The 18,462-nt window shown below is 59.0% G+C and carries 19 protein-coding genes and 1 tRNA gene; 10 read left to right on the forward strand and 10 right to left on the reverse strand.

Translation table 11 applies throughout. From position 1 onward, the window contains the following. Positions 1–99 precede the first annotated feature (99 nt). Positions 100–420 (forward strand): DUF6280 family protein, encoded by a 321-nt coding sequence (locus tag ACP15R_RS00775; protein ID WP_068332272.1) that lies wholly within the window; start codon positions 100–102, stop codon positions 418–420. Between the two features lie 209 nt (positions 421–629). Here ACP15R_RS00775 and ACP15R_RS00780 read toward each other — a convergent pair whose 3' ends face one another. Both ACP15R_RS00780 and ACP15R_RS00785 read right to left on the reverse strand, forming a co-directional pair. Beyond that, positions 630–2,045: a TolC family outer membrane protein gene (locus ACP15R_RS00780; protein WP_424984457.1), complete on the reverse strand. Its 1,416-nt coding sequence runs from the start codon at positions 2,043–2,045 to the stop codon at positions 630–632. Positions 2,046–2,136: 91 nt separating this feature from the next. Next, the gene (locus ACP15R_RS00785) at positions 2,137–2,790 is read right to left on the reverse strand and encodes a protein-L-isoaspartate O-methyltransferase family protein (RefSeq protein ID WP_424984458.1); all 654 of its coding nucleotides are present in this window, start codon (positions 2,788–2,790) and stop codon (positions 2,137–2,139) included. A 142-nt stretch (positions 2,791–2,932) separates the two neighbouring features. Between ACP15R_RS00785 and ACP15R_RS00790 the strand changes: the two genes are divergently transcribed. Together ACP15R_RS00790 and ACP15R_RS00795 are read left to right on the forward strand one after the other, a co-directional pair. Beyond that, a tRNA-Cys gene (locus tag ACP15R_RS00790) sits at positions 2,933–3,006 on the forward strand. A gap of 256 nt (positions 3,007–3,262) precedes the next feature. Beyond that, the gene (locus tag ACP15R_RS00795; protein ID WP_424984459.1) at positions 3,263–4,666 is read left to right on the forward strand and encodes a site-specific integrase; all 1,404 of its coding nucleotides are present in this window, start codon (positions 3,263–3,265) and stop codon (positions 4,664–4,666) included. Here ACP15R_RS00795 and ACP15R_RS00800 read toward each other — a convergent pair. After that, positions 4,663–5,397, reverse strand: a complete 735-nt coding sequence (locus ACP15R_RS00800; protein ID WP_424984460.1) for a hypothetical protein — start codon at positions 5,395–5,397, stop codon at positions 4,663–4,665. The two genes, ACP15R_RS00795 and ACP15R_RS00800, sit on opposite strands and share 4 nt — an antisense overlap. A gap of 137 nt (positions 5,398–5,534) precedes the next feature. Here ACP15R_RS00800 and ACP15R_RS00805 point away from each other — a divergent pair, with 137 nt between their 5' ends. Beyond that, complete coding sequence (locus ACP15R_RS00805; RefSeq protein WP_424984461.1) at positions 5,535–5,777, forward strand: helix-turn-helix domain-containing protein; 243 nt, start codon at positions 5,535–5,537, stop codon at positions 5,775–5,777. A gap of 91 nt (positions 5,778–5,868) precedes the next feature. Here ACP15R_RS00805 and ACP15R_RS00810 read toward each other — a convergent pair whose 3' ends face one another. Genes ACP15R_RS00810 through ACP15R_RS00820 form a run of 3 tightly spaced genes read right to left on the reverse strand, consistent with a single transcriptional unit; the run spans position 5,869 to position 10,816 of the window. Continuing rightward, a complete protein-coding gene (locus tag ACP15R_RS00810) occupies positions 5,869–8,493 on the reverse strand; it encodes a DEAD/DEAH box helicase family protein (protein ID WP_424984462.1) in 2,625 nt (874 codons plus the stop codon). Beyond that, on the reverse strand, positions 8,490–9,857 hold the full coding sequence (locus tag ACP15R_RS00815; RefSeq protein ID WP_424984463.1) for a site-specific DNA-methyltransferase: 1,368 nt from the start codon (positions 9,855–9,857) through the stop codon (positions 8,490–8,492). Before ACP15R_RS00815 ends, ACP15R_RS00810 begins: the two co-directional genes overlap by 4 nt. Continuing rightward, a complete protein-coding gene (locus ACP15R_RS00820) occupies positions 9,797–10,816 on the reverse strand; it encodes a hypothetical protein (protein WP_424984464.1) in 1,020 nt (339 codons plus the stop codon). The genes ACP15R_RS00815 and ACP15R_RS00820 overlap by 61 nt, the downstream gene beginning before the upstream one ends. A gap of 485 nt (positions 10,817–11,301) precedes the next feature. Here ACP15R_RS00820 and ACP15R_RS00825 point away from each other — a divergent pair, with 485 nt between their 5' ends. The 5 genes from ACP15R_RS00825 (at position 11,302) to ACP15R_RS00845 (ending at position 15,429) form a co-directional block, all read left to right on the forward strand. Continuing rightward, complete coding sequence (locus ACP15R_RS00825; RefSeq protein ID WP_424984465.1) at positions 11,302–11,958, forward strand: 50S ribosomal protein L25/general stress protein Ctc; 657 nt, start codon at positions 11,302–11,304, stop codon at positions 11,956–11,958. Positions 11,959–12,130: 172 nt separating this feature from the next. Further along, the gene (pth, locus tag ACP15R_RS00830) at positions 12,131–12,811 is read left to right on the forward strand and encodes an aminoacyl-tRNA hydrolase (protein ID WP_424984466.1); all 681 of its coding nucleotides are present in this window, start codon (positions 12,131–12,133) and stop codon (positions 12,809–12,811) included. Continuing rightward, positions 12,808–13,848: a DUF2332 domain-containing protein gene (locus tag ACP15R_RS00835; RefSeq protein WP_424984467.1), complete on the forward strand. Its 1,041-nt coding sequence runs from the start codon at positions 12,808–12,810 to the stop codon at positions 13,846–13,848. The genes pth and ACP15R_RS00835 overlap by 4 nt, the downstream gene beginning before the upstream one ends. A gap of 37 nt (positions 13,849–13,885) precedes the next feature. Then, a complete protein-coding gene (locus ACP15R_RS00840) occupies positions 13,886–15,049 on the forward strand; it encodes a serine hydrolase domain-containing protein (RefSeq protein ID WP_424984468.1) in 1,164 nt (387 codons plus the stop codon). An 11-nt stretch (positions 15,050–15,060) separates the two neighbouring features. Beyond that, entirely contained in the window at positions 15,061–15,429 is a 369-nt protein-coding gene (locus ACP15R_RS00845) for a DUF2237 family protein (protein ID WP_424984469.1), read from the forward strand. Positions 15,430–15,440: 11 nt separating this feature from the next. Here ACP15R_RS00845 and trpB read toward each other — a convergent pair whose 3' ends face one another. After that, the gene (trpB, locus tag ACP15R_RS00850) at positions 15,441–16,688 is read right to left on the reverse strand and encodes a tryptophan synthase subunit beta (RefSeq protein WP_424984470.1); all 1,248 of its coding nucleotides are present in this window, start codon (positions 16,686–16,688) and stop codon (positions 15,441–15,443) included. Positions 16,689–16,855: 167 nt separating this feature from the next. Here trpB and ACP15R_RS00855 point away from each other — a divergent pair, with 167 nt between their 5' ends. Further along, the gene (locus tag ACP15R_RS00855) at positions 16,856–17,062 is read left to right on the forward strand and encodes a hypothetical protein (RefSeq protein WP_424984471.1); all 207 of its coding nucleotides are present in this window, start codon (positions 16,856–16,858) and stop codon (positions 17,060–17,062) included. Between the two features lie 38 nt (positions 17,063–17,100). Here the strand turns inward: ACP15R_RS00855 and ACP15R_RS00860 are convergent, their stop codons facing one another. From ACP15R_RS00860 to ihfB, 3 genes are read right to left on the reverse strand one after another with little or no spacing between them, the layout of a single operon-like run. Then, positions 17,101–17,745, reverse strand: coding sequence for a phosphoribosylanthranilate isomerase (locus ACP15R_RS00860; RefSeq protein ID WP_424984472.1), 645 nt, complete (start codon positions 17,743–17,745; stop codon positions 17,101–17,103). Positions 17,746–17,752: 7 nt separating this feature from the next. After that, the gene (locus ACP15R_RS00865) at positions 17,753–18,103 is read right to left on the reverse strand and encodes a lipopolysaccharide assembly protein LapA domain-containing protein (protein WP_424984473.1); all 351 of its coding nucleotides are present in this window, start codon (positions 18,101–18,103) and stop codon (positions 17,753–17,755) included. A 4-nt stretch (positions 18,104–18,107) separates the two neighbouring features. Beyond that, a complete protein-coding gene (ihfB, locus tag ACP15R_RS00870) occupies positions 18,108–18,389 on the reverse strand; it encodes an integration host factor subunit beta (protein ID WP_027263109.1) in 282 nt (93 codons plus the stop codon). Positions 18,390–18,462 lie beyond the last annotated feature (73 nt).

Consider the following 18,462-nt stretch of genomic DNA (forward strand, 5'->3'; position numbering starts at 1 on the left):
GCAAGCTATGCAAATGCGGGGTATCCGAATCGGTTTTGATCGGTCATAAGGGACGTCGCGCCGAAAAATTACAAGAGCAAGAATAACAAAGGAAACGAGATGAAAGATTTCGTTGACGGCACTGCCTTTAACAATGAACAAGGCAATCGTGCACGTAAACTCTTTGCGGCGGTGGTACTGGCTGCGCTGGATGACGCCATCGCCGACGACAAGAAATACGGCAATGGGCCGGAACAGATTGCCCGCTGGGCCCGTTCGCGCGACGGGCGCGAGGTGCTCTCCTGTGCCGGCATCGATCCGAATGAACGTGTCGTATCCGGTCTGATGGAATTCGTGGGCCGTGGGGTCCGCACGTCTGTTGCGCTTTCCCGCGAGGAAAGCGAGCGGCGCAACGCGGCGCAGCAGGCCGAGGCCGCCTGACCAACTCCTTTCCATCGGGCACTGAAAAAAAGCGCGGGCAGTGTTGCCCGCGCTTTTTACATGTCCGATCGCGATCGACGCCAACGCATCCCGGGCCCGTCACGGTGGCGCGTTAGAGGCATCGCAAACCCGGCATCTCAACGCGTCAGACGGTGTACAATGCCCCGGATTGAACGGGAACGCGGGTTGCGAGCGCCGGGTGAAAGACCCTAGCGCCTGCCCAGGGCCTCAAGCACGCGGTCAAGGTCCTTGGACTGTTTGGACACCCGCGCAGGAGCCTCCTTGGCCAGGTTGTAATAGATCGTCGGATCGTAGATCTGCACCGCCAGCCCCAACCGTTCCGCGGTCAGAAGACCCTGGCTCGACACGAGCTGATAGGAGGCGATCACCTCTTCCACCCGCGCCGAAATCTGCGCGGTCAACGCATCGAGCAATTCCTGCTCGGCGGTCAACACGTCAAGCGTGGTGCGCGCACCCAGCGTTGCCTCTTCGCGAATACCGTCAAAGGCAACCCTCGCCGCCCGCACCTGCTCGGCTGTTGCGGTCAGGTTGGCGCGGGCCACGTCGAGCCGCACAAAAGCATCGGCCACACCCTGAACCGTATCCCGCTGAACGCTCAACAGGTTGCCCCGCGCCGCGTCCCGGTCCGCCATGGCCGCGCGAATATCCGATTGCAGCGCACCGCCGCGATAGATCGGCTGGCGCAGGCTGAGCGTCACGTTGGCATCATAGCCGTCATTCGAGCTGTCCCAATCTTCGAGCAGGCCAAGCGACACCGAGCCGTCAACCGTCGGCCCAAGCGCCTTGGTCGCGGATTGCACACGAATTTCCTGCGCCGCCACCTGGCGCTGTGCCGAAAGGATGTCGGGATGGTAGCGCACGGAAATCGCCTGCGCCGCCGCGACCGAGGCCGGGCGCTGCGGGAAATTGGTCGGCGTCACCAGCTGGCCCGGCTCGCGACCGACCGCGTTAACGTATTCCGCCCGCGCATTGACCAGCAGCCCCTGCGCGCTCGCAAGATTGCTGCGCGCCGCTGCCAGCCGCGATTCCGCCAGCGCCACATCGGTGCGGGTCACTTCGCCCACGTCGAACCGGTCTTGCGCAGCGCGCAATTCCTCGCCCAGAACCCGGACGTTGTTTTGCCGCAGCGACACGTTCTCGGTCTGCAGGATGACGTCCATATAGGCCGTCACCGCCCGGAACAGCACGCGCTGTTCGATGGACACCAGCGTCTGCCGCGTGGCCAGCACGATCTCCTTGGAAGCCGCAACCGTCAGCCGCCGCACCCCGTTGTCCAGCAAACGCCACGACGCCTCAAGCGCCGCCGTCACCTGCGACGAACTCTGGCTCCGGACCCCGCCAGCCCAAAGCCTCGGCTCGCGCAGCGTGTCGGTCAGGACAAAGTCCAGCACTGGCCGCAATGTCGCCACCGCCGCCGCGACATCCTCGTCCGCCGCACGCAACAGCGCCCGGTTCTGTTCAAGCAACCCGCTGGTGTTGTAGGCCCCGATCATTGCATCCGCGAGGTTTTCCGCCCGCGCGCCACTGGCGGCAAACACCGCACTGCCGATCGTCACGGCAAGCGCCGCGGCCCTGCCCCATCGAAAATTTGATTTCCTGCTCATCTCGGTCTCCTGATCGCGTCGGGCGCGCCCGGGTTGTCCCCGTGTTGTCCCACTGCATTCACCTCACACAGCCGCCATCGCGCCCCGCCAATCAGAGCGCGAATGCGGCCTCTTTCTCAAAACCCGGCAAGACCGGCGCGGACGCGTTGAACGCAAAGCGCCATGACACGGTTCCCGCCGTCTTGTAGCCGATTTTCACCACCCCAAGCGCCGCTTCCATGAACAGGCAGGCGATTCGCCCACCGTCCTTGAGCTGCGCCGCGATGGCATCGGGCACCTGCGCCACGCCACCCTGGATCAGGATCACGTCATAAGGGCCATGTTCTGCCGCCCCGTCCGCAAGCGCCCCTTCATGCAAGACCACGTTATCCGCACCCGATTGCACCATCGCCGCCTGCGCCTCCGCTGCCATCTCGGCATCCTCTTCGACAGCGATGACCGCCTCGGCCATGCGCGCCACCACGACAGAGGAATAGCCTTGCGCACAGCCCACATCCAGCACCAGCTCATTGCGCGAGATATTCAGCACGTCCAGCATCTTGGCCAGGGTCCGCGGCTCGAGCATCACACGCCGGTCCGCCAATGCGATATTCTCGCCCGAATAGGCCGCTTCTCTCAGGGCATCAGGCAGAAAGGCTTCACGCTCGACCTTCAGCATCGCATCGATGATGGGAAACTTGGTCACATCCGAAGGCCGCACCTGGGTATCGACCATCATCCGGCGGCGGAGCGCGAAATCTGTCATCACCAAACTCTCTTGTTCACACGGTTGCAAAGCTTTTGCCACATTGCCCGCCCCCCGGCAACGGCCCGCGGAGCGAAAACCCGATATGTGCCACTTGCAGCCCCGCGACAGATCGGCTAGACGCCTCCCACCACCATAGCGCGGCGAGTTGGCGGAGTGGTGACGCAGCGGATTGCAAATCCGTGTACACCGGTTCGATTCCGGTACTCGCCTCCATTTTTATCTAAATCAATGAGTTAGCGGCTAGATAGTCGAGTGTGACACAAAGTGGGACACACACCCTATGATGCTGTCATCCTATCTATCCCCTTCAAGACACGGGGTTTTCTACTTTCGCTGGCCACTCCCTGCCTTGGAAGGCCACCCAAGAAGAACAATCAGACTTTCCTTGCGAACACGCTGCCCAGATCGGGCTGGTGATTTGGCCCGTCATCTTGCATCCTGTGGACGATTAATACAGGAAAACAAGACTTTGGCTGGACTGCGACAAGACGAGATACGCGAAAAAGTGCAAGCCTACTTCAAGGCACAACTAGACCAGTACATGAATTGGCTGGACCGGAGAGGCTTGTCGAAGAATGCCTTGGTCGATGTTCGCGAAGAAATGCTGGACCATGAAACCTATGTCGATATGGAAACAGCACACCCACAATGGCTTCCTGTGGCCCGTTTCAAGCGCAAGATGGACATTTCTGATGCAGATTGGGATGCCAGCCAGCCCCGCGCCACGATTGAGCTAAGGAAAGGTCGCCGTGACATGCTCAGGCGCGTTCTGGAAGCCGCTGAACGCCTTGAGCAATATTCCTATGACGATGCCACGGCCATCGCTCCGGCCCCTCCTGCACCCGCTCTGCCCGCCTCATCGCCTTTGGGCGCGGCGGTGGATGACTTCATCGCTGAGCATTCGCGCCAATGGGTTCCCAAGACCATCGGCCAGAACCGGGCTTACCTGAATATCCTTGTCGAATACTTCGGCCCTGATCGGTTGCTTGCCACGATCACCAAGCAGGATGCGAGCGAGGTCAAGAAGATCTTGCAGGCGCTACCGGCCAGCCGGAACACGAAGCCCAAGTTGAAGGCCATGCCGTTGATGCAGGTCATCAAGGAACCGGGACACAAGAAGATAGCGGCCAAGACGATCAACAGCCATATCCAGATGTTCAAGATGTTCTTCGACTGGGCAGAGCGGCATGGACATGCGCCGCACACGCTCTTTGAAGGCATGAAGGTACGGAAGGACAAGGCCAGCGAGAGTGAGCGCAAGCCCTTCACACAGGACCAAGCGTGCCTGATCTATACCGAGTTGACGGAAAACCCGTCCGGGCTGGTACGCAAAGACAGCCACAAGTGGGGGATGCTCTTGGGCATGTTCACCGGCGCACGTCTGAACGAGATTTGCCAACTCGACATTGCCGATGTGCAGCAGGACGGCGAAACATGGTTCCTGAATATCACTGATGAAGGCGACGACACCAAGAGCGTGAAGTCGAAGGCAGGCAGGCGCAATGTGCCGCTGCATTCCGAGTTGATCCGCCTTGGCTTTCTAGACTTCGTGGATAGCCGTCGAAACGGCAGACGCCTGTTCCCAGACTATAGCTACAGCGCCAATGGCGGCTATGGTCGAGCCTTGGGCCGCTGGTGCAATGAGAGTTTCCTACCCAAGCTGGGTGTTAAAAAACCGGGTCTGGTGTTTCACAGCTTGCGACACACGGTTGTGACGCGACTGAGCCAAGCAGATGTTCCTGAGCCTATCGTGCAGTGCATCGTTGGCCATGCACGATCCGGGGTCACGCAAGAGGTTTACAATCGCGAGGGCTACACACTGGCTCAGTTGAAGACGGCCATTGACCGCTTCGCCATAAGCAAAGCCGCCTAACCGATACTTGGGTCGGGGCCATTCCGCATGGCACCTTCCATCGTGTAGGCAAAGCGGCCAGCTTCGGCGCGTATCGCTTCGAGTGTTTCGGAAGTCATTGCTTCGTCGGTGACTTCTGCAATCCATTCCGGGTCAACTTCGTCTATGCGCTCAAGGGCGGTCAGTTGCGCAACGATGAATGCCGCGCCGTTGGTGTGCATATCCAGATCGGACTGTTTCAGACCGATTGCCTGCACTGTGCCATCGAATGCACCAAGCGCAGCGGCAGCAATCTCTTTGTCCTCAAGGTCGCGCTTGACCGCTGTCAAATAGCCGACATGATGAATGCCCGCCGCAAGTCGCACGTCCTCCAAGTTATCGGAATGGGGCGCTAAAATCACTTCATTGGGTTCAGCTTCGGCAGGCTCACTAATCGGCGCGTCGTCTTCATGCCTGAGTGGCACAATGAAGTTTTCCGCCGCTTTCGGGTTCATTGCGCCCGCACAAAAGGCGCTCACCACGAAAGCCACGCCCAAAGGCATGACGAAAGCCAAAAGCAAGAAACCGGCAACAAGAAACAGCCACCAATACGCCCTGAAAAACCGCATTGTCCCGGTGATCACCAAGAGCTGCATTTGCAGGTTCCACCAATAGCGCCCGATCACGCCAAGGCTGGCACTTGCAGCCGCCACTCCTTCGGTCGCAGCGCCGTAAGCGATGTGGTGGTCAGGAGACTTGTTGTTGAGGCTCATGGCGCACTCCGATGATGAAACTGACGCGCTACCCAGCATAGTGCAGAACCGGGCGACAAGGATCGAAAATATCTGAATTTTAGATACCTAGTTTTGAGATATAATCAACAAGCCCAGTGCAACTGCATGGGGCTTTCATGCCTAAAACTCTTGGAGATCAACGGCATGATGAGCTAATCCGCTTTCTCATTGAGAAGCGGGGCGAAGCAGGCTTGAAACAAGTTGAGCTTGCTGAGCGGATGAAGGTCTATCAATCCTTCATCGCACGTCTGGAAAGCGGCCAACGCCGCGTGGATGTGGTGGAACTGGTCAAGCTGGGCGAGGTTCTTGGCTTCGATCCGGCTGAAATCGTGGGCAAGCTGGCGAAGATGTCGGACTGAGCGCGTTCCTACCCCGGCTTATCTGCCCCGGTAAAGGGGGGAACCAGCATTAGATGCATGAACTACTCACATATAGACAGAAGAGGTGATTTTACGCCCCCAATGCCTCATCTTCAAAGGCAGCTTTGAAGTCTGCATTGGTCTGCCCCGTCTCATTGAAGAAAGGCAATCCAAGAACGGTATAGTCCCGCCCTTGGAATACCGTCTCAAGTCTGGCCTTACTTTTTACTTGCACAAGGAAGTCCTGCTTCCAGTCATCTTGCGGGCGCAACTGGTCGCCCTTGGGTTCAATGAATAGCTGCAAGATGGTGCTGGCCTCTTGGCCCTTCTTTCTCAGAAACAGAGCGAAGTCGGGTTCAAAGGCGCGCCCGGTGTCGAAGTCGTACAGCTTCACCGCTTTCTCGTTCCGCAGCAGGTAGAAGTCATCATACACGCCCCGCAACCGGGCTTCCTGATCGTGCATGTACTTGATGAAGTGCTTTTCCTGATCCGTTCCGTAGCTGTCATCATAAGCGTGCCAGTCCTTGCCGCTCAGGTCGATCTGATCCAGTCCGGGCACGTTGCTTTCCGTCCAGCTTAGCCCGGTCTCGCCTTCGATGCGCAGCTTCAACACCTTATCGGTGAAGCGGTCCTTGATGGGATAGGGTTTGAAGTCTTTGGTGCCGATATACTCGACACTTTCGCGTTTCACGCCACTTTCGATCTGGTGCAGGACGTATTGCGCGATGTCCAGTTTTTGCCGCGCGCTCAGATTATCTAAGTCACGGGGCAAGCCGCGCACGCTTACTGTGACGCCGCATAGATAGGTGTCAGAGGTGATAAACTCAGATGCACTGGCGAGTTGCGGGAAATAAGTCCGCAAATTGGAGAAGTGGAAGAAGTCATTGGCGTCCATCGCAAAGCCCAGAATGGCCCTGCCGAAATCGGCCAGCTTGAAGTCGCGGGACACGGGTTCCTTGCTCGACGTTTTCAGCGTCAACTGCCCACCGCCAAATGCAGAGGCTTCCGTTACCCGGCCTGTCATAAGGTTGGGATATGTGAACGGGCCTTCGATCTTGTAGGCGTCCAGCCCGGCCACACCGTCGCGCGGGTTCTTCACCCGGTCATTCGTCCAGACGTATTCCCTCACATATAGGGAGGTCTGCTTGAAGCTGTCCTTGAGCCTTAAGCGCACTGTCCGGGCTGTCTCATCCAGCATCCCGGTTTCACGCAGCGCGTTGCGGATGTCTTGGATGTACTTCGGGTTGTGAGAACAATGGTAGTGCAGTTCCTCCAAGATGCGCAGGGGCGTGTCCACCGCACTGTCGTACTTGCGCTTTTCCCGTGCCGCGTCGGGCTGGTCCGGGGCCATGAAGGGAAAATACCGCGCCCCGCGCCCGATCAACTGCGCCTCGGCCATCGTGGTCTTGCCCACCTTGTTGGCCTTGCCGTCGCGAGTGTCGTACAGCCGCACGATGTCGAACAGGTTCAGTACGTCCCAGCCCTCGTTCAGCTTATCGACGGCAAAGATCACCCGTATCTCGTTGTCGCGGTCTTCCAAGGCGTTGAGTTCTATCTGTCTGTTTTCCAAATCCTTGGGGTTGTTGACGTTCACCACCTTCTCGGGCGCAAAATCCCCCTGTAGCTCACGGGCGAAATCCGCGCCGCTCATGGCCCTTTCGTCCATGATGAAGGCAAAGGCCCGTGAAAGGATCTCATCGCCCTCAGAGGCCGCTCTGAGCGTGTCCAGCGCCTCGCCCGTCAGCCCCGCGACCATCGCCGTGAACGCGGCTTCATTGTCGGCGCTTTCCTTGATCGTCTTGGACTTCATCAGGATCACCGGCTTGCATTGCAGCCCGTGCGCCTCGGCCACCTTGCGGCGATACTGGCTAAGAACCATCGCCTGCATCATTCGGGCTTCGGGCGGCAAATCGGCCTGCCGCAACTCGATGTCCTTGGAATAGCCGTCTTCGCGAAACTGCCGCAGGGAATAGTCGTAGAGTATCTTGTCGGCATACTTCGCCCGGATCGCATCGTGGCTCAGGTCCACGGTCGCGGTAAACTCCAACAGCATGTTCTCGGGGTGCTGGCGGAAAATCTCGGATACCGTGCCTTCCCAACTGGCCTTGTCCTCCGCCTCGCCCTTGGTAAGCGTCTTCTTAGTCTCGGCGTTCAGGTGGTGCGCTTCGTCCGAGATCATCACCACCTTGTAGTCGCGGAAATCTTCGATGGTGACGGCGTTCTCTTTCGGGGCCTGCATCCGCGTGTGCAGCCCTTGAATGGTGGTGAAGTGGATGTTGATCGCATCGCCCGACACAGCGTCAAAGGTGTCCACTGCGCGGATGTCCACGGGCTTGTCATCAATGCGCACCGTGGACGCGAACAGGTGCTTGGCCGATGCGGGGTTGAGGAAGTTTTCCTTGGTCTTCTCGATGATCTGGGCGGAGTTCACGAAGAACAGAAAGTTGCGATAGCCGCGCCGGTACAGGTCGAGGATCAGCGCCGCCATCAGCACCGTCTTGCCGCTGCCCGTAGCCATGTGGAACAACAGGTGCGGGGCTTTGGGCCGTCCATCGTACTTGTCGATGTAGAACAGCCAACGTTCCAGCGCCGTGCGCTGATAGGGGCGTAACTCAATCTTGGGCGCGAGGTTGCCGGTGATGTCGTCGGGGATGTCGGCCTTGAGCGCCCCGTACTTGGCCAGCGCGTCAAACTCTTGGGTAAGCGTCTGGCTCATGTGTCCAGCCCATAGAAAGAGCGGGTGGCGCGGGCGTCTTCTTCCGATATGTCAAAGTCCGCATCGCCAAGGGAGCCGAGATTGACATAGAGGTGGTTGGCATCAAGGCAGTCCATCAACACGCGCTTGGCGTCGTCTAGTGGAAGTGCCGCGAAGTCGTCGATATCGAAGGCGCTTAGGTCCACGTCATAGCGCAAATAGCCGGTGGCCTGCATATCGGCATGGATGGTTTGCAACGTGGCCACATCCGGGGCCGTTTCGATCCGGTCGGCAAAGGCAGAGTTGGAGGCCGCGAGTTCAGTATAAACAAACGATCCGCCGCCCTGCCACTCAACGGCTTTGGAAATGCCGCCTTGTTCGCCTTCGATGACTTTCTTGAGGCGTGATGCCGGAAGGTCACGAATGTAGTCTAGTTGCTCTACTGCAATCCACCTGCGTCCCAACTTGAATGCCACCGATGCGGTCGTTCCTGATCCTGCGAAGAAGTCAAGAACAATGTCACCCGGCTTTGTGGCGACATGAAGAATGCGTTCGAGTAGCCGTTCTGGTTTGGGTGTCAGTTTGTTGGCTTCTTCTGCACCAAAGAGTTCATAAACCTCCCTTTTCGCCTCATCAGTATGGCCCGCCTCATCGTGGGGCCACCAAGTCCACGGCGCTATGCCTTCGATGTCTTTGAGAAACTGCTTCCGAGAAGGAACAGCGTCGCCATTCTTGCCAAAGTAGATGCGGTCATCCGCAAGTAGGCGCTCGTATTCAGATTTGATTACTTTCCAGCAAGACCCGGCAGGTGGCCTATGCACTTTGCCACTTGGCGCGACTATCTCATACATCTGATTTGGCCGATAACCTTGCGCAGAGAGTGAAACTCCGCGCCAAAGGCCGCGTGGGTCATCGTTGGGATTGGAATAAACCGCTTTCTGTTTTTCGCCCAATGGCAGTTTGTTGAAGCTGTCTTTGTAGGCCTCGGGTACTTTGGAAAACAGTAGAACATGGTCATGTGCTGCACCAATAGCAGTTCGATTTTCGCGTGAATAACGCTTCTGCCAGACCACGTTTGCAATGAAGCAATCTCTTCCAAACACCTCGTCCATTAGCACTTTGCAATAGTGTGCTTCATTGTCGTCCATATTGACAAAGATCGTCCCGTCGCGGCTCAGCAACTCTTTCGACACCTCAAGGCGACTGCGCATAAACGTCAGCCAAGCCGAATGGTTAAAGCGGTCGTTGTATTTGAAGCCGTCTGAGCCGGTGTTGTAGGGCGGGTCGATATAGATCAGCTTCACCTTGCCCGCATAGCGCGCTTTCAGCGAATGCAGCGCCAGCAGGTTGTTGCCCTTGATAAGCAGGTTGTCGTCCTCTGACACCTCCCCCACGGGCTTGGCCTTTCCGCGACGCCGGGGATGAGTGCGTAGGGATCGGGTGGAATTGGCAGGTCATTCTTGGCAAACAGGATCGCAGGGTGAAGGGCCTTGAAGTCGGCTTCAATAGTGCGTTCGCCGTTGATCGTGATCTTGCGGCGAAAGTGTTTCTTGGCATGTATCCACCAGCCACCATAGAAGCGGCCACCTTGGCTGAAATCGCCATTATTGAAGACGCGGTACAGGTCCGTTGCCTGACCGCTGAAATCGCTGTCAAAGTCGATATGCGCAGTTGAGGGACGTGTGGTTGCAATCTCTGACCTTTCCAAGAGGTCATTCAATTTGCGCAGGTTGTCACGCATGGATTGCGTTTCTGGTGTTTGCTCATACCGGATCAGTCGGTGTTTGGTATCTTTCAACAGTATAACTTCGTCTCGCCGCCCTATGTCAAAGTCATCAGCGCGTATCTTGTTTACTGGAAGGCGTTCCAGAGCCAAGTCGCTGAGAGCATACCGCGATGTTTCTCCGTAGTTTTCTTGGCGATGTCCGCGCTTGACCATATCGACGAGCTCACTGTCCAATAGCAACTTCAACGCCTTGAGGTAGTAATGCACCGACATGAACGCTGGCCGATACTGCACTTGGCTCCCAAGAAGCTCTTTCTGGCTGGGAATACCTACCGTCAGGCCTTCGTCTTCAATGTAGACCCGCATCAAGTTTATCAGAAAGGTGCGCAGGCAACTCACGAAGTTGCATTGCATCTTTGGATTTGGCTTCCGCTCAAAGCCCTGCAACCATTCATCTCGCAGTGAATTTAATGTCGACTCAAGTGCAGCGTTTGCGCTGTCATTATGCAACTTAAGGTACGGCTCGAATGCCCAAGATCGCAGCCCCCGTTGATCCGGCAAGTTTGCTATCTGTTCCTCGGTCAGAAACTTTCGAAGTCCTTGGTGCTTTTCTGTCATCCTAAAATCTCGACACATTTTTTCGTGGCCCTATCCATATACTGAGCCGCGCCGACTTCCCCCATACCCCACCCGCCCGGATGGGGATACGCCCCGGTTCGCAACTCGGGCACACCATAGGAGGAAAGAAGGCCACAGGCGGCATTCGCCCCACCTATAGGAGAATAGAAGGCCACCTGAGAGAACACCCGGCGGTTGACAGAAACGCAACTTTAGCAACATAAGTGTGACACGAAGTGCGACACACAACTCAACCTCGCACTCGATTGTTCAAGCCTTCCAGTGGCTTAGAAAAATGGTAGCGGGTCCGGTACTCGCCTCCATCCCCCGGCAACATGTATCCTCCGCCACATTTCGTGTGGTCGATTGGGTGCTGGGTTCCCTCGGATTTGCTCTTTTCAAGGCCGGTTATCCGGTCTATACGCGCGGCTTCACGCGGGGATACAGCCTTGGAGGATCCCTGCCCTAACATTTGGAGAGATACAATGGCCGGAGAGATCCCAGATCTTCACGCCGAGGAACGGACGGGGACAGGCAAGGGCGCCGCTCGTCAGGCACGCCGCGATGGCAAGGTTCCCGGAATCGTTTTTGGTGGCGACGCAGACCCGCTGCCGATCAACATCCCGTTCAACGCCCTGCTGACCAAGCTCAAGCAAGGCCGTTTCAAGTCGACCCTGTTCAACCTCAAGGTTGACGGTCATGACGACGTGCGGGTGATCTGCCGCGATGTTCAGCGCGACGTGGTCAAGGACCTGCCGACGCACCTGGACCTGATGCGCCTGCGCCGCACCACCAAGATCAACCTGTTCATTCCGGTCACCGTGACCGGCGAAGAGGTGTCCCCCGGTCTGAAAAAGGGTGGTGTTCTGACCCTGGTTCGTCCCGAGGTCGAGCTGATCGTCACCGCCGGTGACATCCCCGATCACATCACCATCGACGTATCCGAGCTGGAAATCGGCGAAAGCGTAACGATCTCGTCCGTTTCGCTGCCCGCGGGCACCAAGGCGACGATTGACCGCGATTTCGTGATTGCCAACCTTTCCGCCCCGTCGGGTCTGCGTTCGGCAGATGATGACGCCGACGACGCAGATGATGCAGAGGTCGCGGCGGATGATGCCGAGGCGGGCAGCGCGGAAGACTGATCCGCCAGTTGCTGAACGTTCTGAAACGGGGTCCATTCGGGCCCCGTTTTTCTTTGCCGCACCCCCCCGCGCGCCCGTCGCGCAAGATCACCCGGCACGGTGCGGGGGCTGGCAATTTCCGGCATCATCGGGCATCAGACCCCTGACGAGGCATCAAACGATGAGGTTGGCCATGAAGCTGATTGTCGGATTGGGCAATCCCGGGGCGAAATACGCGAAAAACCGGCACAATATCGGGTTCATGGCGCTGGATCGCATTGCCGGGGACCATGGGTTCGCGCCCTGGCGGTCCAAATTCCAGGGCCAGCTGACCGAGGGCCGGCTGGGCCGGGAAAAGGTCATTCTGCTCAAACCCGAGACCTTCATGAACAAATCCGGGCAATCGGTGGGCGAGGCCATGCGGTTCTTCAAGCTCGAGCCGCAGGATGTGATCGTGATCCATGACGAAATCGATCTTGCCCCGGGCAAATCGCGGATCAAGTCCGGCGGCGGCCATGCGGGGCATAACGGGTTGCGCTCGATCCACGCCCATATCGGTGAGGCCTATGACCGCGTCCGGCTTGGCGTCGGCCATCCCGGGCGCAAGGAGCTGGTGCCGGGATATGTGCTGCACGACTTTCCCAAGGCCGATGACGACTGGCTGGACGACCTGATGCGCGGCCTTTCGGATGGCGCGCCGCATCTGGCCGAGGGGGATGGCGGGCGGTTCATGAACGCGGTTGCCCTGCGCACCGCCCCGCCACGTTCGTCGAACAGCGCACCGAAGCCTCCGGGCAAGCCCGCCCCCAAACCAGAGGCCGTGCCGACCGATGACCGCACCGCGCTGCAAAAGCTGGTCGACCGGTTCAAATGACACTGGGTCAAATGACATTGGCCGATGCCTTTCTGAGCCAGGCCGGGGCCTGTCGCGCACTTGGATCGCCTTTCATGGAGCGATTATTGACCCTGCTGGCGCAGCATTGGCCAAGCGAAAGCGCACTGGCCCGGCGCTGTGCCGAATGGACCGGCGATATTGGCCCGGGCGGCGCATCACTCCCCTTGCGGATCGCCGGCGGGCTGCATGCGCTGGTGCTGGACGGTCGCGACGTCGGCCTGTCAGCCGCCTACCCACCGGCCAGCGTATCCGATGCAAAGCTGCGCAAGGCGGTACTCCATGCGTTGACCGTGCATGAGGCATTCCTGCTCGACTGGATCGAAAGCCCTCCGCAAACCAACGAAGTCCGGCGCAGCGCCGCGCTGATCGCGGCGGCGCACTGGATCGCCGCGCGGCACGATCTGCCCTTTGTCACTTCTGAACTCGGTGCGAGCGCCGGGCTCAACCTGGCATGGGATCGTTATGCCCTGTGTATCGGACCTGATCGTCTTGGCCCGCGTGACGCCGTGCTGACCCTTGCGCCCGACTGGACCGGCCCGGTGCCCGTCACGATGCCGATTACTGTCGCCGAACGGCGGGGCGTCGATCTGAACCCGCTGGATGCGCGCGACCCGGCGCAGGCGCTACGCCTGTTTGCCTATCTCTGGCCCGATCAACCAAACCGGATGGACCTGACCCGGGCAGCCATTGGCGCGCTGGATGGCCCGCCCGATCGGGGCGACGCAATCGATTGGCTGGAGTCGCGGCTGTCCGCAGCGCCCGAAGGCCATGTGCATCTGGTCTATCACACCGTGGCCTGGCAATATTTCCCGCCCGCATCCCAGGCACGCGGCACCGCGATGATCGAAGCCGCGGGCGGGCGCGCCAGCGAAACGCGCCCCCTGGCCTGGCTTTCGATGGAGAATGACGGGGGCACTGGCGGCGCGGCGCTGACCTTGCGGATGTGGCCCGGCGATCTGCGTATCCCCCTGGGGCGGGCGGACTTTCACGGCCGCTGGATACGGTGGGCGGGCTAGCCAGGGCCGGCCCGCGCCAAACGAGGGAGGATGACGGATGCGAACTTTGGGCAAATGGTTGGGCCGCATATTGCTGTCGCTGATCCTGGCGGCGGTGGTGATCGGCGTCTGGAAACGCGAAGAGATCCTCCGGCTCTGGGCGGTGAACTCGCTTTTTGCCGAGGACAGGATCGTCGGCAATTTCTCGAACATGGACGCGGCCTTCCTGACTGCGCCGCTGCCACGCGGGAATGGCCCTGTCAGCCCCCTGCCCATCGGCGATCCCGCCCCGCTGCCCGCGGGGATCGGGGACTGGATCGACCAGCGCGCAGTGACTTCGCTGCTGGTGATGAAGGACGGGGAAATCCGCCATGAAGACTATTTTCTTGGCACCGGGCCGGATGATCGCCGGATTTCTTGGTCGATCGCCAAGAGCTATCTCTCGGCACTATTCGGCATTCTGCTGGACGAAGGGACAATCGCGTCGCTTGACGATCCGGTGACGCGCTATGCGCCGCTGCTGACCGGGACGGCCTATGACGGCGCAACCCTGCGCAACGTCCTGAACATGGCCAGCGGCGTGATCTTTGACGAAGATTACCATGATCCCAATTCCGACATCAATCGCATGGGGCGGGTGATTGCCCTGGGCGGCACGCTTGACGACTTCACTGCGAGCTTTTCCGAGCGTTTCAGCGACCCCGGTCAAGTCTGGAAATACGTCTCGATCGACACGCATGTGATCGGCATGGTGATCCGCGGCGCAACCGGACGCAGCGTGAGCGAGCTGCTCGCCGAAAAGATCATCGCGCCGCTTGGACAAGAGCAGGACGCCTATTACCTGACCGACGGCGCCGGTGTGGCCTTTGTCCTGGGCGGTCTGAACATCACCACGCGCGACTATGCGCGCTTTGCCCAGATGATCCTGCAAAACGGCACCTATAACGGCCAGCAAATTGTGCCCGCCGGCTGGATCGCCGCCTCGACCGCGGCAACCGCGCCGACCGAACCGGGGCGCACCGCCTATGGCTATCAATGGTGGATCCCGGCCAAGGCCCGCCCCGGCGAATTCCTGGGACGTGGCGTCTATGGGCAATATCTCTATATTGATCAAACACGGAAAGTGGTCATCGTAGCCACCGCAGCGGATCGGGCCTTTCGCGAACCCGGTGTGAACGACGGCAACATCGCGATGTTCCGCCAGATCGCGGACGGCCTGTAAAGGGGGTAGCCATGGAGCGCGAAGACAGCATCAACGTATTGGGTGAACCGCTTGCGCCCTGCTCTGCCGATCCGCTCACCGGGTTTTTCAGAGACGGGTATTGCAACACCTGCGCCGCCGATCAGGGCAGCCACACGGTCTGTGCCGTCATGACCGACGAGTTCCTCGCCTTCTCCAAATACCTGGGCAACGACCTGAGCACACCGCGCCCCGAATTCGGATTCTCGGGCCTCAGGGCCGGGGACCTCTGGTGCCTGTGCGCCGCGCGGTTCCTGCAAGCCCATGACGAGGGCTGCGCGCCCAGGGTCAACCTGGGCGCAACGCACAAACGCGCGCTCGACATCGTGCCGCTTGACGTGCTGCGGGCACATGCCGGCTGATCGCGGTGGGGTCAGCCGGCGTCGCGGCCCTCGGTATCCGACATGTCGAAGCCCAGATGCCGGGCAACCGTAAAGATATCCTTGTCGCCACGGCCACACATGTTCATGCAGATCAGGTGATCCTTGGGCAGGGTTGGCGCGATTTTCATCACATGAGCCAGCGCATGGCTGGGTTCGAGCGCCGGAATGATGCCTTCCTGCGCACAGCAGAGCTGGAACGCCTCAAGCGCCTCGGTATCGGTGATACTGACATATTTCGCACGGCCGGTTTCATGAAGCCAGGAATGCTCGGGACCGATCCCCGGATAATCAAGCCCGGCCGAAATGCTGAACCCTTCGAGAATTTGCCCGTCATCGTCCTGAAGCAGATAGGTGCGGTTGCCATGCAGGACACCGGGGCGTCCCCCCGTCAAAGAGGCGCAATGCTCCATCTTGTCGTTGACACCCTTGCCGCCGGCCTCGACACCGATGATATTGACGCTCTTGTCGTCCAGAAACGGAAAGAACAGGCCCATGGCATTGGAGCCGCCGCCAATGGCCGCAACCAGCGTATCGGGCAAACGGCCTTCGGCAGCCTGCATCTGTTCCTTGGCTTCCTTGCCGATGATGCTCTGGAAATCGCGCACCATGGCCGGGTATGGGTGCGGACCGGCAACCGTGCCGATGCAGTAGAAGGTATCACGCACGTTGGTAACCCAATCGCGCAAGGCATCGTTCATCGCATCCTTGAGCGTGCCCCGCCCGGATGTCACCGGGATCACCTCGGCCCCCAAGAGCCGCATGCGGAATACGTTGGGAGCCTGACGCTCCACATCGTGCTTGCCCATGTAGACCACGCATTTCAGGCCGAACTTGGCGCAAACGGTTGCCGTGGCAACGCCATGCTGACCCGCGCCGGTTTCCGCGATAATGCGGCTTTTCCCCATGCGCCGCGCCAGGATGATCTGGCCAAGCACGTTGTTGATCTTGTGCGCGCCGGTATGGTTCAACTCATCCCGCTTGAGGTAAATCTTGGCACCGCCCAGATGGTCGGTCAGGCGCTCCGCAAAGTAAAGCGGGCTGGGGCGACCGACATAATGGGTCCACAGATCGTTCATTTCATCCCAGAAAGTGTCGTCTGTCTTGGCCTTTTCATACTCCTCTTCGAGACTGAGGATGAGTGGCATAAGTGTCTCGCTGACAAAGCGTCCACCGAAGTCACCAAAACGGCCGCGTTCATCCGGACCGGTCATGAAGGAGTTGAACAGATCGTTGGCCATGCTGCGCCCTTTCAAGTCTTTCCCCTGTCCTAGTGCCGTGACCGCACAAGGGCAAGCCAAGGCATTTCGAAATGCCTTGAAAACGCGGGTTCAACCCGCGTCAAAGACGCTTGAAGCGTCTTGGCAAAGGGCTTTCGAAAGCCCTTTCACTTCAAGCGGCGAATCGGATGGTTGTTGCAGAACACAACAAAGTGCCGACCGTTTTCCACCGCCTGAAAGCCATGCTTTTGCACCGCCCCAAGGAACGCATCGCGCCCTACCAATCGCTCAACATCCCGGATCTGGCGTTTGACAATGCCACCACGCCGGGCCTCATTCGAGGCGAAAACCTGATGAAGCCAATTTTCTGCAGTAAGATGTGGCGGCAAGACTGACATGCAACCCGTTCTGCCCCGTGAATGTAAATTCGGGCTTAACGCGAGGCGGCTTTGATGAAACCCCGTATCATCTCCGCATCCTTTATGCCTGGCGATGTTTCGACACCGGACGACACGTCGACTTGTTGTGCACCCGTCAGGGCAATTGCGTTGCTCACGTTCTCCGCTGTCAATCCGCCAGCCAGCATCCACGGAACCGACCAGCGCCGCCCGGAAACAAGCCGCCAATCAAAGGCCAGGCCATTGCCTCCCGGAAGTTCCGCATCCTTTGGGGGTTTGGCATCTACCAGGATCTGATCGGCAACCCGTTGATAATCCACCAAGGCCGGCAAGTCGCCCTCGTCCGCGACCCCGACGGCCTTCATCACCGGCAAGCCGTATCGCGCACGGATGTCGGCAACACGTTCGGGCGGTTCCGCCCCATGCAATTGCAGCATGTCCAACGGGACACTCTCAATCAATTGTTCAAGGGTCGCATCATCCGCATTCACCGTAAGCGCGACCTTGCATACCCCGTCCGGCACCGCTTCTGCCAGCCTGGTGGCCCTTGGGATATCGACATTGCGGGGTGATTTGGCAAAAAACACAAAGCCAACATAGGCTGCACCTGCGGCCACCGCCGTGGCCAGCGTTTGTGCATCGCTCAGCCCACAAATCTTGACGCGAATGTCTGGTGGCATGAAAAAATCAGGCCGTTTCGTCCAGGATGGCCAGTACTTCGTCCTTGCCCTTGTGCTTTTCGGTTTTCAGCTTGCCCACCTGGCGCTCAAGCTTGCGCACCTCGCGGGCCTTCACATCCACTTCCCGCCGATGCTTGTACTCGCGCATCCATTCCCAGAAGAACCCGATGACCAGGCCGGCCGCGATCCCGCCCAGAACAACCACGAAGAGCGGCAGCGAAATTGTCATGTTGAAGCCCAGCAGTTCCGCGACCGCATCCGGCATCAGTTTCAACGTGACGAATCCCCGGTTTGCCAGCGAGACCGAGATCAACAAAACACCCAGCGAAGCCAGGAAGGCGTAGCGAATATACCGCATCAGTTTACTTTCCGTTCAGACGGTCCCGCAGGAGTTTTCCTGTCTTGAAAAACGGGACATGTTTTTCCTCAACATGCACGGTTTCTCCGGTCCTTGGATTGCGTCCGATCCGCGCATCGCGTTTTTTCACCGAGAACGCGCCAAAACCACGCAGCTCGACCCGGTCACCGCGCGCCATGGCACCGGTGACTTCCTCGAATACCGTGTTCACGATACGCTCGACATCGCGCTGATAGAGGTGAGGGTTTTCATCAGCGATTTTCTGTATCAGTTCAGACCGGATCATTCAGCGTGTCCCTCCCAAGGCAGCATCGCGCTAACAAGACTGGTTTTGTGAGTATAAGAGCAAATGGCTTTCG

It is taken from the genome of Microbulbifer sp. S227A, assembly GCF_049800935.1.

Bases quoted from the DNA above. Each gene is read 5' to 3' on its own strand.
- ACP15R_RS00775 (WP_068332272.1), top strand. From the start codon at position 100: ATGAAAGATTTCGTTGACGGCACTGCCTTTAACAATGAACAAGGCAAT.
- ACP15R_RS00780 (WP_424984457.1), bottom strand. From the start codon at position 2,045: ATGAGCAGGAAATCAAATTTTCGATGGGGCAGGGCCGCGGCGCTTGCC.
- ACP15R_RS00785 (WP_424984458.1), bottom strand. From the start codon at position 2,790: ATGACAGATTTCGCGCTCCGCCGCCGGATGATGGTCGATACCCAGGTG.
- ACP15R_RS00800 (WP_424984460.1), bottom strand. From the start codon at position 5,397: ATGAGCCTCAACAACAAGTCTCCTGACCACCACATCGCTTACGGCGCT.
- ACP15R_RS00805 (WP_424984461.1), top strand. From the start codon at position 5,535: ATGCCTAAAACTCTTGGAGATCAACGGCATGATGAGCTAATCCGCTTT.
- ACP15R_RS00810 (WP_424984462.1), bottom strand. From the start codon at position 8,493: ATGAGCCAGACGCTTACCCAAGAGTTTGACGCGCTGGCCAAGTACGGG.
- ACP15R_RS00820 (WP_424984464.1), bottom strand. From the start codon at position 10,816: ATGACAGAAAAGCACCAAGGACTTCGAAAGTTTCTGACCGAGGAACAG.
- ACP15R_RS00825 (WP_424984465.1), top strand. From the start codon at position 11,302: ATGGCCGGAGAGATCCCAGATCTTCACGCCGAGGAACGGACGGGGACA.
- pth (WP_424984466.1), top strand. From the start codon at position 12,131: ATGAAGCTGATTGTCGGATTGGGCAATCCCGGGGCGAAATACGCGAAA.
- ACP15R_RS00835 (WP_424984467.1), top strand. From the start codon at position 12,808: ATGACACTGGGTCAAATGACATTGGCCGATGCCTTTCTGAGCCAGGCC.
- ACP15R_RS00840 (WP_424984468.1), top strand. From the start codon at position 13,886: ATGCGAACTTTGGGCAAATGGTTGGGCCGCATATTGCTGTCGCTGATC.
- ACP15R_RS00845 (WP_424984469.1), top strand. From the start codon at position 15,061: ATGGAGCGCGAAGACAGCATCAACGTATTGGGTGAACCGCTTGCGCCC.
- trpB (WP_424984470.1), bottom strand. From the start codon at position 16,688: ATGGCCAACGATCTGTTCAACTCCTTCATGACCGGTCCGGATGAACGC.
- ACP15R_RS00855 (WP_424984471.1), top strand. From the start codon at position 16,856: ATGGTTGTTGCAGAACACAACAAAGTGCCGACCGTTTTCCACCGCCTG.
- ACP15R_RS00860 (WP_424984472.1), bottom strand. From the start codon at position 17,745: ATGCCACCAGACATTCGCGTCAAGATTTGTGGGCTGAGCGATGCACAA.
- ACP15R_RS00865 (WP_424984473.1), bottom strand. From the start codon at position 18,103: ATGCGGTATATTCGCTACGCCTTCCTGGCTTCGCTGGGTGTTTTGTTG.
- ihfB (WP_027263109.1), bottom strand. From the start codon at position 18,389: ATGATCCGGTCTGAACTGATACAGAAAATCGCTGATGAAAACCCTCAC.